The sequence below is a fragment of the Rhizobium metallidurans genome (genome assembly GCF_014196505.1).
Classification (GTDB): domain Bacteria; phylum Pseudomonadota; class Alphaproteobacteria; order Rhizobiales; family Rhizobiaceae; genus Rhizobium; species Rhizobium metallidurans.
The window spans coordinates 1-16,699 of sequence record NZ_JACIDW010000019.1 but is presented as its reverse complement, the minus strand read 5'-3'; the positions used below and the strand labels follow the sequence as shown (position 1 = coordinate 16,699).

The 16,699-nt window shown below is 61.4% G+C and carries 15 protein-coding genes and 1 tRNA gene; 1 reads left to right on the top strand and 15 read right to left on the bottom strand.

All coding sequences use genetic code 11. The features are described from left to right. Window positions 1-21 precede the first annotated feature (21 nt). The 8 genes from GGQ67_RS20840 to GGQ67_RS20805 form a co-directional block, all read right to left on the bottom strand. Window positions 22-1,047 (bottom strand): DNA polymerase III subunit delta', encoded by a 1,026-nt coding sequence (locus GGQ67_RS20840; RefSeq protein WP_183902048.1) that lies wholly within the window; start codon window positions 1,045-1,047, stop codon window positions 22-24. Then, window positions 1,040-1,735, bottom strand: a complete 696-nt coding sequence (tmk, locus tag GGQ67_RS20835) for a dTMP kinase (protein ID WP_183902047.1) — start codon at window positions 1,733-1,735, stop codon at window positions 1,040-1,042. Before tmk ends, GGQ67_RS20840 begins: the two co-directional genes overlap by 8 nt. Before the next feature lie 141 nt (window positions 1,736-1,876). Then, window positions 1,877-3,085, bottom strand: a complete 1,209-nt coding sequence (locus GGQ67_RS20830; protein WP_183902046.1) for a D-alanyl-D-alanine carboxypeptidase family protein — start codon at window positions 3,083-3,085, stop codon at window positions 1,877-1,879. Between the two features lie 42 nt (window positions 3,086-3,127). Next, complete coding sequence (locus GGQ67_RS20825) at window positions 3,128-4,225, bottom strand: septal ring lytic transglycosylase RlpA family protein (protein WP_183902045.1); 1,098 nt, start codon at window positions 4,223-4,225, stop codon at window positions 3,128-3,130. A 226-nt stretch (window positions 4,226-4,451) separates the two neighbouring features. Then, window positions 4,452-5,114, bottom strand: a complete 663-nt coding sequence (locus GGQ67_RS20820) for an outer membrane protein (RefSeq protein WP_183902044.1) — start codon at window positions 5,112-5,114, stop codon at window positions 4,452-4,454. Between the two features lie 134 nt (window positions 5,115-5,248). Continuing rightward, complete coding sequence (locus tag GGQ67_RS20815; protein WP_246400254.1) at window positions 5,249-6,703, bottom strand: pyridoxal phosphate-dependent decarboxylase family protein; 1,455 nt, start codon at window positions 6,701-6,703, stop codon at window positions 5,249-5,251. An 8-nt stretch (window positions 6,704-6,711) separates the two neighbouring features. Then, complete coding sequence (locus GGQ67_RS20810) at window positions 6,712-8,244, bottom strand: hypothetical protein (protein ID WP_183902042.1); 1,533 nt, start codon at window positions 8,242-8,244, stop codon at window positions 6,712-6,714. 36 nt (window positions 8,245-8,280) lie between these two features. Further along, on the bottom strand, window positions 8,281-9,552 hold the full coding sequence (locus GGQ67_RS20805; RefSeq protein ID WP_210279732.1) for an ATP-grasp domain-containing protein: 1,272 nt from the start codon (window positions 9,550-9,552) through the stop codon (window positions 8,281-8,283). A gap of 365 nt (window positions 9,553-9,917) precedes the next feature. Here GGQ67_RS20805 and GGQ67_RS20795 point away from each other — a divergent pair, with 365 nt between their 5' ends. Then, window positions 9,918-11,567 carry a phosphoethanolamine transferase gene (locus GGQ67_RS20795; protein WP_183902040.1) on the top strand — a complete coding sequence of 550 codons (1,650 nt, stop codon included), beginning with the start codon at window positions 9,918-9,920 and terminating at the stop codon, window positions 11,565-11,567. A 3-nt stretch (window positions 11,568-11,570) separates the two neighbouring features. On the opposite strand, the gene GGQ67_RS20790 is transcribed toward GGQ67_RS20795, so the two are convergent. The 7 genes from GGQ67_RS20790 to GGQ67_RS25150 form a co-directional block, all read right to left on the bottom strand. After that, on the bottom strand, window positions 11,571-11,951 hold the full coding sequence (locus tag GGQ67_RS20790) for a response regulator (RefSeq protein ID WP_183902039.1): 381 nt from the start codon (window positions 11,949-11,951) through the stop codon (window positions 11,571-11,573). Between the two features lie 52 nt (window positions 11,952-12,003). Next, a complete protein-coding gene (locus GGQ67_RS20785) occupies window positions 12,004-12,648 on the bottom strand; it encodes a tyrosine-protein phosphatase (RefSeq protein WP_246400257.1) in 645 nt (214 codons plus the stop codon). Between the two features lie 222 nt (window positions 12,649-12,870). Further along, entirely contained in the window at window positions 12,871-14,640 is a 1,770-nt protein-coding gene (locus GGQ67_RS20780) for a phosphoethanolamine transferase (RefSeq protein ID WP_183902038.1), read from the bottom strand. Between the two features lie 50 nt (window positions 14,641-14,690). After that, complete coding sequence (locus GGQ67_RS20775; RefSeq protein WP_183902037.1) at window positions 14,691-15,245, bottom strand: dual specificity protein phosphatase family protein; 555 nt, start codon at window positions 15,243-15,245, stop codon at window positions 14,691-14,693. Between the two features lie 206 nt (window positions 15,246-15,451). Further along, window positions 15,452-15,541 (bottom strand) — tRNA-Ser (locus tag GGQ67_RS20770). A gap of 186 nt (window positions 15,542-15,727) precedes the next feature. Then, entirely contained in the window at window positions 15,728-15,934 is a 207-nt protein-coding gene (locus GGQ67_RS20765) for a hypothetical protein (RefSeq protein ID WP_018899881.1), read from the bottom strand. A gap of 550 nt (window positions 15,935-16,484) precedes the next feature. Continuing rightward, a partial coding sequence (locus GGQ67_RS25150; protein WP_210279731.1) for a hypothetical protein occupies window positions 16,485-16,699 on the bottom strand: 215 nt, incomplete at its 5' end.

Sequence of the window (16,699 nt, the reverse complement as noted above, 5' to 3'; positions counted from 1 at the left end):
CGGGTGATCACGGCCTTCCGATCAAGGTCCGGGCTGTTTGATATCGCCGAGAATGCTGAGAATGGTCTGCTTGCGGTCGAGATTGTAGGCGTCGGAGACCGTCAGGCGCTCGACGATATCGCTGTGCAGGCGCGACAGACGTTCGGCCTGGGCCACCTGCCCCGCCATCGCCGCTGCCTTCGCCCTGCCCATCAGGTCGTCGCCGAGATGGCTTGCGAAGAACTCGAAGATCGTGTCGCTTTCCTTGCCTGACAGCGCGTCGGCGAGACGGTGCATGGCCTTTCGCGCCGATGGCCCCTGCAGGGTCAGTGCCTCGTTATAGGCGGCAATGATTTCGCCGCCGCCGTAGTTCACCAGCTTCAGCGCTTCGCCGACGCTGCCATTGGCCGAGGCCAGCAGCGAGGGCTCGTTCGCGTCCACGCCGAGATGGCCGAGAGCGGAGCGCAGCGCTTCGTCACCGAGCGGCGACAACTTGAGCGGCAGGCAGCGGGAGCGAATGGTCGGCAGGAGCTTGCCCGGCGCATGCGAGATCAGCAGGAACAACGCGCGCTTCGGCGGCTCCTCGAGGATTTTCAGGATGGCGTTGGCGGCACTTCGGTTCATGTCGTCGGCGGGATCGATGATGACGATGCGCCAGTTGCCCGTGCCCGATGTCTGCGAGAAGAAGCGTCCGGCGCGACGCACCTCGTCGACGGTGATCGCAGATTTTACCTTGCCGGTCTTCTCGTCGACCGGACGGGCGAGATGCAGCAGGTTGTGCGAGGCGCCGGAATTGATCTGGCGGCTGACGGACGAATTCGGGTCCGGATCGGCCAGAAACTCCGGCGCGCTCTCCGGATCCGGATGCGACAGGACATGATTGACGAAGCGGAAGGCGAGCGTCGCCTTGCCGATCCCCGACGGCCCTTCCATCAGCAGCGCATGGTGCCCCTTGCCCGATCGGTAGGACTGCGCCAGGAAAGCCTCCGCGTCTTCGTGACCGAACAGCCTGGTGTTTTCCGGCGGCCAGATGGCGCCGTCGAGAAGGCTCGGGTGCTCCTCACTCATCGATATCACTCATCGCCGGCTCGGCGACCTTCGACGCACCCATAGGCGCCAGCAACTGGCCGACGATCGAGACGATCTCCGCCGCGATCGCCTCCTCGGTCTGCATGGCGTTGACGACGTGGCAGCGCTCGGGCTCGCGCGAGGCTATGTCGAGGAAGGCTTCGCGGCGCTTCTCGTGTGTTTCGATCTCTTCCCTCTCGAATCGATCGGGCGCCACATCGCCGGCAGCACCGCGGCGCCTGGCGCGCTCAAGGCCTGCCTTGGCCGGCAGGTCGAGCATCAGCGTGCAGTCGGGAACGACGCCGTTGATCGCCACGCGTTGCAGCGTTTCGATGAAGTCGGGCTCGAGATTGCCCGTGACGCCCTGATAGACACGCGAGGAATCCATGAAGCGGTCACAGAGCACGACCTTGCCCTCGGCAAGCGCCGGACGGATGATCTCCTCGACGTGATCGTTGCGGGCGGCCGCGAAAAGGACTGCCTCCATGCGAGTTCCAAAGGATTCGGCAGCACCCGACAAAAGCACATGCCGCACGGCCTCGGCGCCGGGCGAACCGCCCGGCTCGCGCGTGACCACGACCTCATGGCCCCTGGCGCGCAAGGCATCGGCCAGCCTGCGGATCTGGGTGGACTTTCCAGCCCCCTCACCGCCTTCAAACGTAACGAACAATCCGGTAGCGGATGACAACAATATCTTCCTGCGATCTTGGCCTGCACTCAATCGGCGCCGCTGCGCCACGCCAGTACGTCTAACCGAAGATGACGGCGAGCGGAACCGCTTCGCGTCGATCTCCGAGCTTTGTCACAGGGTGAAGCGCGACTATGGCGATCATGTGGGCTCGGCCGGCTTATCCCAGAGCCAGGAAAACAGCAGCGTTTCGCCCAGTTCCAGCACGGCGTCGACGGCGCGGCTGCTGAGCGAGCCCTCCTCGACCGACGTCTTGGTGTAGAGCGGCACTTCGCGCAGCAGTCTGCTGCCCGCGAACAGCCGCAGCGTGCCGACTTCGCGATCCGCTTCGACCGGGGCCGGCAACGGCCAGCGGTAGACGATGCGGGCCGCCAGCCGGTCGGGATTGCTGACCGGGATGTAGACGCTGATCGGGCTTTTCGCGACGAGTTCGACGCTGCGCGATGCGCCGCCATAGACGCTGGCGGTACCGATGACCTCGTTGTCGGCGAAAAGCTGGCGGATTTCAAAGGCGCCGAGGCCCCATTCGAGCACGCGCCTGGCTTCCTCGGTGCGCTCCTTGTCGGATGCGATACCACCGAGCGCCATGAACAGGCGGCGACCGTTGCGCTCGGCCGACGCGACGATCGAGTAGCCCTCGCCTTCGGCAAAGCCGGTCGCCAGACCGTCGACGCCGATCCCGAAGCCAAGCAGCGGGTTGCGGTTTCGCTGGAAGATCTTGTTCCACTGGAAATCCGGCTGGGCGAAATAGGGATAATAGGCCGGGTAGCCCTGTTGCAGGCGCTCCGCCAGCGCCACCATATCAAAGGCCGTCGTCTTGCTCTTGCCGTCGGGAAGGCCGGTGGAATTGGCGAACAGCGAATGCTGCATTCCAAGCGTCTTCGCGCGCCGTGTCATGCTTTCGGCGAAAGCCGCCTCGCCGCCGCTCATGCCTTCGGCGAGAATGATGCAGCTGTCGTTGGCACCCTGAATGGCGATCCCGCGCAGGAGATCCTCGACGCGGACATTGGATTTCAGCGCGGCGAACATGGTGGCGGTGCGCGACGGCGCACCGCCGGTACGCCAGGCGTATTCGGATACGGGATACAGGGTATCAAGCGTCAGCTGGTTGCTCGCCAGCGCGTCGAAGACGAGCTCGGCGGTCATCAGCTTGGCGAGCGAGGCCGGCGAGAATGTCTGATTTTCGTTCTTGGCAAGCAGGACCGTACCGGTCGACGCCTCGACCATATAGGCCTGCGCGGCCTTGGTGGCGAAGCCCTGATTGGCATCGCCCGCCGCAACGGCATCGGTCGAAACGGCCTGCGCCAGCGGCAACAGGCACACACAAAGACGAAGCATATGTTTCAGCATCGAAACCCTCATCGATCCGATCCCGAGAGACCTGGGAAACATTTACTTCAACGCAGACTTCGCTGCCTGCTGACGCTTGAATGATGCCAGGATGCTTTCTTCGGTCAAGCCGTCATTGCGGACCATTACGGCATCGAAGGCGAGACCGACCGCTACGGTCTTCGCGCCCTCTTCCTGGTAGCCCATGGCCATCGATCCCTGCTGCCAGCCATAGGGCCGCTCGTAGGGATAGGGACCGACTTCAGGCAGAACAACGACCTCGTCGAAGGATGCGGGAGCGGCATTATCGAAGGACGGCGTGCGCAAAGGTGTGGGAACCGCGGCGGCGTAGGGCTCGCTCGGGGTCGATCCGGCGTAGGAAGTGGCGGACCGCGGAACGGGAACGCTGTCTTCCGCCGGCGGGGTGAAGCCGCCGAAACTCTGGATTTCGTCGCGCGTTATGCGCTTGCTGTTGGACGCCACCATGACGCCGCTGGCGATCTGCCCCTCGCCCGGCGACACGCCCGGGATACGGCTGCCCTTCGGCACGTAGGAGGCCATCAGATACGGCATGTCGTAGCCATCCATGCGGGCCTTGCCGACATACTGCACGCGCACATTGCCGGTGCCGCTACGCCGGAGATCGAGCATATCGGCGGTCTTGTCCGACAGATCGATAATGCGGCCTTCGTGATACGGGCCGCGATCGTTGACGCGCACGATGATGGACGAGCCATTTTCGACATTGGTGACGCGCGCATAGCTTGGCAACGGGAATGTCGGATGCGCGGCGGAAATGGACATCTGGTCGTAGACTTCGCCGTTGGCCGTCAGGCGGCCATGGAAGGCCGAGCCGTACCAGGAGGCGATGCCGACCTTGTTATAGGAGAAGTCTTCCTTCGGGTAATAGGTCTTGCCCTTGACGACGTAGGGATTGCCGACAAGGTAACGTCCGCCGCCCTTGGGGATATTCTTGCCATTGGCAACGCGCGGGCTCGCCTTGACGCCGTATTCCTTCTCGGAAAAATATTCCTTGCCGTGCGTGCGCTTGGCCGTCGTCGTGGGCGCCGTTCCGCATGCGGCCACCATCACACTGATAAGCGACAAGCCCACCCATCGCATAGGTGTCGCAAATGCCGCCGCCCGGATGTCTCGTCTCATATGTCCCACGCCGCTCAAGACCGTTCTGGCTCAAAGTCCGCCTTTTCAGGCAAACAAGCCGTACCGTCATCAACCTAACGAGACTTTAATCATGCGGCTTTCGCGGCGAATTTGCGAAAGCTTTCGGCCAGATAGAGACAATTCTAATCAATATGGTTAATGAATTACTAAATTAACGAAGCGATCCGACACATCCAAGCCGTCTCAACCCACCGGAATGCGGCCGTCAGAAACGGAATGAAACACCGAGGTTAACGGCATTGGTGATGATGTTTGTCTTGAGCTTGTCGCCGCTGTCGATCGGCACGTTCACAAGCGAATAGTTTCCCTTGTACTCAAGGAAGGTCGACCAGCGGTCGGTGATGCGGAAGTCGACGCCGGCCTGAGCCTGGAACGTCACGCCGCCGACTTCGTAGCCGAACGTCGTGCCGGATGGGCGCGTCACTTCGACATGCGGGATGTTGAGGCCGACACCGGCGCCGACATAGGGCGTCCAGCGCTTGCCCTCCTGCGGGAAGCGATAGAGCGCGTTCGCGGTCACAAGGTTCAAACCGTCGGTGAATTCGAACTTGGACCAGCCCGACGTGGCGAGCGTCTTCTCGTCGGCGTAGACCTTGGCGTGGGTGTAATCGATCGACAGGCCGAGGTTGGGATAGTTGAAGTTCTCGAGCCACCAGATGGCTCGTGCGCCATAGTAGGGCGGCGTGCTGAAGGACTTGCCTTCCCAGCCGGCGTTGAAGCTGGTTCCATCGGACACGTCGACGCCGCTGTGCGGGGCCGTCTGGTAGCCGCCGTATACGGAGAACTGCAGATCCTCGGCTTGCGCCGGGGCGTAGAGGCAGGCGGCTGCGACGAATGCGTATGTGGACAGGCGGAATGCGCGACGCATGAATGGTCCCCAGGTTATCAACCCGGCGATATTCGCCGCCGTTTGTAACAGCCCTATTTCATTTTGGTGGGCGGAGGATTGATTGGCGACCTGTGTCAATAACGCCACAATGCAAGGCCGGGCCGATGCACCGGCTAACCGAGGCGCTCCGAGAGAATTGTGACGAAGCTGTCGATGTCAGCCTTCGTCGTCCGGTGGTTGACGATCGCGCAGCGCACCGCAAGTTCGCCGTCCACCGTGGTCCACGATGGAACCGCGAGGCCGGTTTCATGCAGATCGAGCACAAGTTCCCGGATGAAATCGTCATTGGCTCCGCCAATGCCGAAGCAGACGATATTGAGCGCAACCGGCGCCCTGATCTCGAAACGTGGGTCACGGCCAAGGCGTGCGGCAAGATAGCGGGCGAGCTCGCACGTATGGGCCATCGCGTTGCCCATGCGCTCCGCGCCGAGCATCTCGATCGTCATCCAGGTCTTCAGCGCCCGGAAGCCACGGGACAGGTCGGGTCCGAGGTCGCAGGGCCAGGTATCGCCGGCCGCAAGCCCCCTGCCCGAGCGCTGCAGATAGGCGGCCGGCTGCGCGAAGGCTCGCTTGTGAGCGTCGCTGTCGCGCACCAGCAGGAAGCCGGCATCATATGGAACGTGGCCCCACTTGTGGAAATCAAGCGCCACGGAAGCCGAGCGCTCGATGCCCGCGAACAGGTTTTTCAATGCGGGCGCCAGCACGCCCAAGGCGCCTATCGCGCCATCGACATGAAACCAGATTTTCTCCGCTTCGGCGATCCCGGCGATCTCCTCCAGAGGATCGACGGCGCCGGTATTGACGGTTCCCGCCGTCCCCACCACGAGGAAGGGGCGAAAACCCCGCGCGCGGTCTTTTGCGATGGCGGCCCTCAGCGCCTGCATGCTCATGCGGCCGGCTTCGTCGACGCCGACGGAGCGCAGATTCGCGGAACCGATGCCCGATAGCTCCATCGCCTGGGCGATGCAGACATGCGCCTGCGACGATGTATAGGCGACGAGTTGCCCGCCGGCTTCCCCCAGACCATCCCGCCGAACGCCCTCGCCCAGCGCTTCGGTTCTGGCAACGATCAGCGCCAGGAAGTTGGCCATGGACGAGCCGGTGACGAACAGGCCGCTTGCCGATCGCGGATAGCCGAGCGCTTCAGCCATCCAGCGCGTGATCTGCTTCTCGACCTCGATGCCGACATGATCTCGACCGCCGCAGTTCATGTTCAGTCCGGCGGCGACCATCTCGGCCACCATCCCGACCGGCGTGCCGGCGCCATGGACCCATCCCATGAAAAGCGGATGCAGATTGCCCGTTGCGTAAGGAAAGATGTGCTCACGCACGTCGCCAAGCACGTCATCGATCGCGCGCGGGTCCAGCGGCAGCGAGCGCGTGAATTTCGCTCGCGTTTCCGGCGGCATCGGCTGCCAGGCCGGCTTTTGCCCGACATTGGCGATATGGTCGATCGTGTCGTCGAGCATGCGGTGCGCGGCCTGGCGAAACGCCTGCCAGTCGGCGGGATCGAGGCTCGTCTTGCGCTCGAGAGCATCCGAGCCTGTCGACACATCTGGTTGCGGCATACGAGACATCACACCCCTCGAACGGATCGGGACAGGATGGCCCACTTGTCGAACAGCCTATCGAGATCGTCGGCGATCGGTTGCATTGCCCGATCAAAGATGTCGCCTTCGGCCAATCTCGCCGATACGGCGTTGATGTCGGTAGCCGAGGCGGCGATCCGCAGGATCGTGCGGCTCCCCAGATTGACCGCCTGCCCGACGTGGCAGACCGGTCCGGCGACATCCTCGCGGAGCGACCGATGCAGGCGCTGCGTGTACGCGAGCGATGCGAAAGCGTCGGAGCCCTTGGTGATCGTCAGCGGGACGATCGCGCGGTCGACAATGTGATCGCCCTCGTCGTCGGCGTGGATCAGAGCACCGTCGAGACGAGCGGCGCGCAGGCGCACGAGGTCGGCGAATGCCTGCCTGATTTTGCGCTGCAGGTCGGCTCCGACTGCCGCCAGCGGATCGAGTTGTTCGAGCGCGGCGATCCACCGCAATCCGAGGCCGAGATTGAAGTGCGAGCCGAACTCCAGTTCGGTCCGGCCGCGCATCAGCGCCGACCAGTCGTGAAGAGCCGTGTAGTGCGAAAGGCCGGTCGCGAGCGGCGCCGTCACGGCCAATTCGTCGGCCAGCGCGGGCGGAAGAGCAAGAGCGCCGGCGAAGGGTGGGCCGGCCAGGAATTTCGAGCCGGTCACGGCGACGAGGAAGCCGTCGGCGATATCGCGGCGAAGGTCGGCGCTACCGCAGCGGAACTGGCAGGCATCGACCAGAACACGGACGCGGCCCGGCGCGAGCCCCGCGACGTGGCGCGCGGCGGCGCGCGTGACCGCCGTCAGTCCCGTCTTCGACGTATCGAGAACATGCAGGAGGACGTCGCGGTCGCGTTTCAACGCATCTTCCGCGAGGGCAATGACGTCGCGATCGATGTCGTCGGCGCCGCGCGCCTGTCCCGCGTCGTTGCGGATCGCCACTGTCCGCACCTCGATGCGGTCGGCCGATATCCCGTCAAGCATCTCGCCCGCGTCGACACGATATCCGAGCGCCGTCGCATCGGCGAAATGCCTTCCTGCCGCGGCCCTCGGGATACCGCTGCCGGTTTCCTCCGGCGCGATCAGGATGTTCGTCACCGGCCGCTTCGACAGCGCCAGTGTCAGGCCGAGGGCGAGAAGCTCCACGTCGGTGCCGGATGCCGCGAGAACGATGCCGCTACCGGGGCAGCCGAGATGGCGACCGATACGATCGCGGATCTCGGCGAACCATTGGTCCATCGCGACGGCATGCGATCCATCGACACCGAACAGACGCTTCAGTTGACCGTCGGCGGCCGCAAAACCCTGCGATGACACGTTGCTGGCGGTCGTGGAAGCAAACGAGATCTCGCTTGCGGAGGGGATCGTTCGCGTCCCGTAGCGATTGCGGCCCGTTTCCGGGTCGGGCTGGATGCGCCCGTCGCCGCCCGCCGAAAGCAGCAGCGACAGGGCATGACCAGCACTCGCCCGATCGCCGAGAAGCCCATGGTCGTCCGACGCGTCATCGGTCATCTTGGTGGCGGCGATCATGTCGTCTCCATATGCTGGGAATACTGGGGGTTGTGATCAGAGCGTCTTGACGACCGACAGGGGACCGGCCTTGGCGTCTCGCACCACGCGCTTCGCGAGGGCGTTTTCAAACGCCGCGAACAGCGCCGCCATCGCCTTCTTCTTGTAGGGAAAGACCGTTTCGGAATCCATTGCGTGCACGATCATGGCGACGTCGGCTTCAAAGAGCAGCAGACGCCCGTCGGAGAGCTCCGCGCAGTCGATCGCGAAATAGTCGAGACCGAAGCGGCGGCTCAGCGCATCGAAGGCTTTAGCGTGACGCATCGCGAAATCCGCATCGAAATTCTCCATCCACGACGCCTCTTCCAGACGCCGCTCGCCGTGCTCGGCCATGCCGGCGCTGAGATAATGCACCATCCAGTGATCCGAGATCGCGAGATGGCTCGCATAGGGCTTGCCATCGATCACCGCGATGCGCTGCTTGCGAAACTTGCCATCCTCGCTGCTGTAATCGATGAAGGGGGCGATATAGAAATCGGTCTCGTCGCGCCCTTCCAGATAGCCAGCCAGCTCGTCTTCGGTCGCGATCTTCTCCATGCCGTGCCCGGCATGCGTGCCTGTCGGGCGGACAATGACCGGAAAGGTGGAGAGGCCGTCGACCGTGTCGAGCCCACGCGTTCCATTCGCGAGATCACGCAACTCCGCGCGCGCGATGCGACTTGTGAGCGGGGCTAAAATGGCGGGCTCATCCCGAAACGCTTGCGAGACCCCCTCACGCGACAGATCGATGATCGCGCGTGGCGCATTGTTGAGGATCGGACCCTTCCAGGTCGCCAGCATGCGCTCGAGATTTTCGAGCACGGGGCGATTGCCGGGCGATTCGCCGACCGCCACGAAGGCGACGTCGTGTTCGGGGACGTCGTCGAGAGCGGCGGTCGTCTCGTCGACATAGTGAAGCAGGATGCTGGTGTCGGAGCTCTCCAGCAGGAATTCGATCGGCGTGTTGGCCATGAAGTCGCCGCGCGTGACGATCACCAGCACGCGAATCCCCGTGCCGCTGCCGTTGCGAATCCGGTAGTCGCGGCTGGTCTCCAGCGCCCCATTTTGGGCGATGGCGGCCTCATCGGACCTGCCGAGCACCTGGAGAATGATCGAGAGATCCATGAAGGCGCCCGCGTCGGCGAGGTTCGCCGACACCCGTGCCATCAATATCTCCCAATAGGGTGTGACGTCCTTGCCTTCATAGACAGCGCGCACGAGCACCGCCTTGCCGGCGATCACGTGCCCTTGTTCTTCAGCCTCGGGGATCCTGGCGGCAGCATTGTTCAAAGCATCAACTCCATTGACCGACAGCAGCGACGGCGGTGGCGTGCTGCGCCGCCGCTTCACTGATGTGCAGATATTCGAGGATACTTTTGTGCCCGGTTGCTTGCGTAGACCTTACTGTCCGGTCGAGGCGAGCATTCGATCCGGGATGACAGCGCCAGCGCAGACCGATCCTGTTGCCGGCGACTATCGCTTCCGGCCCTACCGTTCCCGTGACGTCCGGGCGCGCAACAGCGTCTTCCGCGGGTGCTTGCCCGGAAAGTCGTTCAGGTTGGTGTCAGGGTTCTGCCGCACTTACGACCTTTGCGGTGATGAAGCGCGGTCGGCTCTCGCCCATTCGGTGTGCAAGAAGACCATAGAGTATCGGCATGACAGAAAAAAAACACGTCCGTAAATTCCTGCTGACCCGTCCAACAATCGGCAGCGTCACCCTTTCCGCGATCGTCGGTCTCTATCTCGCTCTGTTCACCAATTTCACCTTCTGGAAGAAGGTTCACGCCTATCTCGGCTTCGAACCGGGCGCGGTCATCGCACTGTACATCGCGATCATCACGCTGTTCATCGCCGCGACCACGCTGTTCTCGGCCAAATACGTAATCAAGCCGGTGCTGATCTTCCTGATCATCGCAGCCGCGATGGCCGCCTGGTTCACGGACTCCTTCGGCGTCGTCATCGATACGGACATGATCCGCAACGCGATGCAGACGACGCCGTCGGAAGCCCAGCATCTGATTACGCCTGGCCTGCTTCTCCACGCCTTGCTATTCGGACTTGTTCCGGTCGCTCTGGTATTGTGGGTGCGTGTCGTGCATCGACCAATCATGCAGAAGCTGCTCTGGAACAGCGTGACCGTCATCGCCTGTCTTGCGGTCTTTTCCGTCGCAGCCCTCGTCTATTCCAAGGCCTACACGACCGCCATCCGCACGCATCGCGACCTGGTGAAGACACTCAACCCCGTCGTTGCGATCGTCAGCACGGCCAAGTATTTCGTTCAGGCCGGACAGGAGGCGGCGATCGTGGTGACGCCGCTCGGGCTGGACGCAAAGGTGTCGACACCCGCGGGACCAACGACCAAGCCCAGGGTCACGATCATCGTCGCAGGCGAAACGGCGCGCGCGCAGAATTTCTCGCTTGGCGGTTATGACCGCGAGACCAATCCCGAGCTTAAGAAGCGGGATATCGTCTATTTCCCGAACACGACGAGTTGCGGCACGGCAACGGCAACGTCGATTCCCTGCATGTTTTCACAGTTCACGCGCAGCAACTACGATCATTACAAGGGACTGGCGAACGAGGGCCTGCTGGACGTCCTGTCTCGCGCGGGGGTCGACGTTGCATGGTTCGACAACAATACCGGCAGCAAGGGCGTGGCCGACCGGGTTACCTTTGTCGATCTGGCCAAATCGACCGACGCGCGCTTCTGCAGCGGCGGCGAATGCCAGGACGGGGTTTTCCTCGACAAGATCGACGAATGGCTGAGCAACGTGAAGAAGGACAGCGTGCTGGTGCTTCACCAGATGGGTAGCCACGGACCGGCCTACTATATCCGGTATCCGGAAGCATTTCGGAAATTCAAGCCTGAGTGCATGACCTCCGAACTCGGCAACTGCAAGGACAGCGAGATCGTAAACACCTACGACAACACCATCCTCTACACCGACTACTTCCTGTCGACGGTCATCGACAGGCTGAAGAGCCGGAGTGGAACGATGGCGACGAGCATGGTCTACATGTCGGACCATGGCGAATCGCTCGGTGAGAAGGGTCTCTATCTGCACGGCACGCCCTACATGTTTGCCCCCGAAGAGCAGACGCGCGTGCCCTTCTTCGTCTGGCTCGATCAGGACTTCCAGAAATCGATGATGGTCGACATGGCCTGCGTCGCGCAGTCCAGGACGCAGCCGATGTCTCACGACAATCTCTTTCACAGCGTGCTGGGGATGATGAACGTGACGACGAAAGCCTACGACCAGAAGCTCGATCTGTTTTCCGGCTGCGTATCCCGCAAGTCCTCGTGAGCGCTACGTTTTCGGGCAATTGCCGCGGTGTTTCGAACACACCGCGTGCATCCTGTTATCGAGATCCGACAGGCCGAACGGCTTGACCAGATAATCGGTCGCACCGCAGCTGAAGCCCTCGATTCGATCGGAGACCTGATCGTGGGCGGTCAGAATGATGATCGGGACGTCGTTGCTTCTGCTCCGGAGACGGCGAAGCAGCGAAAGGCCATTGCCGTCGGGAAGGCGAAGATCGAGCAGGACTAGCGCGTGATCCCCGCGGTCGGCGGCAGCTGTTGCATCCGCAAGCGTCTGACACCATTCGACATCGTGTCCGTTCGCCGAGACATGGTCGCAAACGGCGTCGCCAAGGACGGGGTTATCTTCGACCAATAGCACATTCATGGATGCTTGCCTTTTGCTTGCCTGTATTCCGGGCGCGGGATCGGCGGATGGCTTAGCCGGCGCCACGATCGGTGCCGATGGTTTCGGCCTGTACGTCGCGCACGGGCGCGGTGCCCTCGCTTTCGCCAACTCCGAAGTGCTTTTCAAGGTTCTTCCAGGTCTTATCCATCGCGTATGCCGACGAGAGAACCGGGATACCCACGTGTCCGAACGCGAAGGAGAGCTGACGCTCGGCGACGTCTTCCTTCATGTTCGCGATCTGCTGGCTGTACATCACCGAAGCCAAGCCCGTCCGGTCGGCGCCGGAGAGGCAATGGACCAATATCGGCTTGGGGGCGTCGCGCATGATGGCGAGAAGCTCGTCGGCCCGTTCAGCGGAGAGTATCTTCGAGGCGGACATGCCGAAATCGACATGCTTCACGCCGAGACGTTCCGCTACCGCGACCTCCTCGGCCCACCATTTCGCATAGCCCGCGTTGCCGCGAAGATTGATGACCGTCTTGATCCCGTAATCGCGGATGTAACGCTCGAGCTGTGCCGGCGACGGCTGGGCGGAGCGATAGAATTGACCGGCAACGACGGTATGAAAGTTTCCGGTGAACTGGAGATAGCCGGCATAGCCACCAAACGTCAGGGCGGCCAACAGAACAAGGCCGCCGATAACCTTTACGGGGCGCGGAACGCGAAGTCGTTTCAATGCTCGCACAAGTATCTCCAGGAATTATCCGAGAGGCCAAGCTATGCCGCGAGCGGCTGACAACTACCTGAAAGATAAGTGACATTATTGCGACAGCATGACCGCCGGGCGTCGCTATACTTGCGCGACGGACGCTGAGCGATACTATTGTCATGTTAAAGGGGCCGAACGCGCCGACGCGACCGGGACGCATGATCGCGGTCGCGATTTGCAATCAGCGTCTCAGTTCACGCCGGTCGCCACGCTGGCGACCCGCATGTTGCCCTTCCGGCAGCTTGAAAAGACGTCGAGCGCGGGATCGTAGACCTTCGTGGAGACGTCGGTGATCCCCAGAACGCTGTGGAAGAAGTTGTCGTGCGAGGTCGTCTTTTTCGCATTTGTCGCGAGGCATGCCATGTCGTAGCCGGCCGACGCCTGCAGGTCGTCCGACATCCAGACCAGGAACGGCACCTTTGTCTGCTGCGCCGGTGCCAGAACATACGGCGTTCCGTGCAGGTACAGGCCGTTTTCGCCAAGCGATTCGCCGTGATCCGACATATAGATCGCCGATGCGGCCAGCGTCGCGGAGCGCTTCTTCAGCTTGTCGATGACCGTGGAGACGACGTGATCCGTGTAAAGGATCGTATTGTCATAAGCATTGCGTATTTCCTCCGGCGAGCAGGCCACGAAATCGTTGGCGCGGCAGTCCGGCGTGAAACGGCGAAATTCCTCGGGGTAGCGGGCGTAATAGGCGGGGCCGTGACTGCCGAGCTGGTGAAGCACCAGCACGCTGTCGCCCTTGACCTTGTCCAGCCAGCCGTCGACCTTGTCCAGCAAGATGTCGTCGAGGCACTCGCCGTCCTTGCAAAAGCGGGGATCGGCGGAATCGGGCAGGAATTCATAAGAGACCCTATCCGTCACTCCATAACTGCCGGTGTCGTTGTCGAGCCACGATACCGACACCTTGGCGCGGCCGAGCACGTCGAGGACGTTTTCCGTCTCGAGGCCCTTGCGATGCGTATAGTCGTTTCTCGGATAGATCGAGAACATGCACGGGACGGAGATCGCGGTGGCCGTTCCGCAGCTGCTCGTATTCGGGAAGTAGACGACGTTCCGTTTGGCGAGTTCCGGGTTGGTGTCCCGTTCATATCCGGCCAGCGAGAAATCCTGCGCGCGCGCGGTCTCGCCCAGCACGATGATCGTCACGCGGGGCTTGTCTGTTGCGGCGGTATTGACGCGCTTTGCATCCGTACCGAGCGGCTGCGCCACGACGTTCGCATCCTTGCCGGACGAAATGGCGAAACGTACGGCGCTGGTGATCGGCACAAAGGGATTGAAGGTATCGAGCAAATCCTTATGCGCGCGGCCGATGCCGGCGAAAGCACGGTAATCACCCAAGCCGATCACGGCGAAAACCGCCGTGCATGCGAGGATGACCGCCGTGTTATGGCCGAGCTTCCTGAGGATCGGGCGATGCCGGATACGAACCCAGACGATCAGCAGCGACGGCACGATGCCGGTGAGCAGAAGATGCAGCACAAAGCGCGCGGTGATGAGACGTCCGGCCTCGGCATTGGTCGAGACGACGGCGTTGCGGATCATTTCCTTATCGACGATGACACCGAATGAATCGGTGAACCAGGATGCCGCGGAGGCGACCATTACGAGGAAGATCAAGACAGGCTTGGTGACGTATTTGGCGGAAAAGAAGGTGACGACGCCCATGCTTGCCGCGGCGATACCGACCACGAAAATCGTGAAGCCAAAATGATCTCCGGCAAAATATCCGAAGGCTTTCGACCAGAAGGTCTGATTGGCGGCGATCAACAGGTAGGCGGTCGTCAACAGGCAGAGCGTCACGCTGCCGATTTCCGGCCGGAAGAAACGTGGTGCTCGTCTGGAATTGCTGTCGTTCAACTCGATGTCTCCGCGGTGCTTGCGCGGGATACCGTCAAGGAGAACGATGGCTCGTATCCCGCCAATCCTCGACGGGATGCCCTTCTTTTCTGACATGGGCCTGAAAGAGCCATTGGCGCGGCACGCAACTCGCGGCGGCCGATCCGCTAGCCCTTGAGACCGTAATGCGTCTCCAGGCGATCCCAGCTCACATCCATCGCATAAACCGACGAGATGTGCGGGATGGCGACATGTCCGTAACGCACGGAGAGTTGGCGTTCAGCGACGTCCTCGTCCACACCGGCGACCTGCTGGCTGTACAGTACCGAGACCAGACCAGTGCGATCGGCGCCGCTCTGGCAGTGAATGAGGATCGGCTTGGGCGCGGCCTTCATGATCGCGACCAGCTGATCGGCGCGTTCCGGAGTCAGCACTTTCCCGGAGGACATGCCGAAATCGATATGCTCGACACCGAGCTGCTCGGCGGTGGCGACCTCGGCATTGTACCACTGCGCGTTCACATTCTCGCCACGCAGATTGATGATGGTCTTGATGCCGTGGTCGCGGATATGGCGCTCCAACTCCGCCGGAGACAGCTGCGCGGATCGATAGAGTTGACCCGAGATCACGCGGTGAAAATTGCCGCTCAGCTGCAGATAGCCGACATATCCGCCAAACAACGCCCCCGCCAGCAACACGCCGGCGACTACGCCCCGAAACATCCTCTTACGGCCGATAACAAAGCTTTTCACGGGAACCTCGGTGCTCAAAGGACCGGAAAACCTTGAACGACGAGACTGACGGCCACCTTAAGGCCAGAGGTTCGCGCAGGCGAGCGACGCGGCTTTGGAACCGATGCGCTGCCCCCGCGCTTCGACGCACGCGCCATCGCTGGCGTCATTATCATCCGCTGCAAACATAGGGAAAATGGCGGATGGGGTGGGATTCGAACCCACGGTACGGTTCCCCGCACGACGGTTTTCAAGACCGTTGCCTTAAACCACTCGGCCACCCATCCACAGGTCAATCCGGTGACGAGGTTGCGGAATCCGCACACGTTTGGTGTCACCAAATCGGGTTTCGAAGGCTTTATAGCTGCTTCGTCGCCACCGTCAACCAGCCCCGCGGCGTCCTGGCGTCGTGTTCTCGCAGAATCAGGCAAGAGCACGCGCGAAGACGCTGGATGAGCGAAGGAAAAGGACGGTCAATGCGCGGTGGTTTTGCGGTTCGCCAGAAGAAGAATGTAATCATCGGCGGCGTCGGCGATCGCCATGGCCACCTCGGCCGCCGCCCAGCCGTTCTTCTGCGCTTCCCTGATAATCTGGTGGAGTGCGGGTTCGACGTCGGCGCGGCAATCGAGCAAACGCTGGTCGTGGTTGGTGTCACTGCGAGCTGACTGAAGATTGATCATCTCTGTTACCCCTCATGTCCAAGGCTGTACCATGACATAGATTGCAGGTTGAGCAAGGGATTGCTGATCAAAACGGAAATTTTGCCCGCGAATGAGGTTTTTCAACGACACTCGCCTAACGCGATCAGTCGCGCAACCTAACCGCAAGCACCGCAACGACGATCATTTATATGTTCCATAGTTGGCGATACATCCTTGAAAAGGATGAAACATACTTCAATAGAAACAGGACAACCAAATATCTATCGTCGACTTATCGAAGTCATTCAAAGTATTAGTCGCCACCACAAAGACAAATCAGGCGCATGGATTTCACTTTTATATTTCGCAATAATTCAACTCTATACGACTTACCAAATACTTCCAAAGGTTGATTTAATTTGAGCCGGGAAGCTATACGGAAACAACGTTGCGGCGGAAATGAAGCATCACGTCGACAGCACTCCCTCATTGATTGGTATGCAATGGATCGGCACTCGACAATGTGTCGAGTAATTTCATAAAAATCCCCCCTCGGTTGTATTTCACATTTCCGTGAGATTTCGGATCGCTAGTGCTGTTCGAACGTCTGCACAGCACGACTATCGAAAGGCGCCCTGCCCGGCGGCACGGTACGCAAGAAATCTCGCGCTAATATCATGCAAAAAGGCCGAGCTTTGCGGCTCGGCCCCAGACTGCTGACAAACCCCGTCATTTTTTGGCGGGGTTTATTTTGTTCTGAGTTGCGCGCTGGATCGGCTGTTTTGAACGAGGCTTTCGGATGGC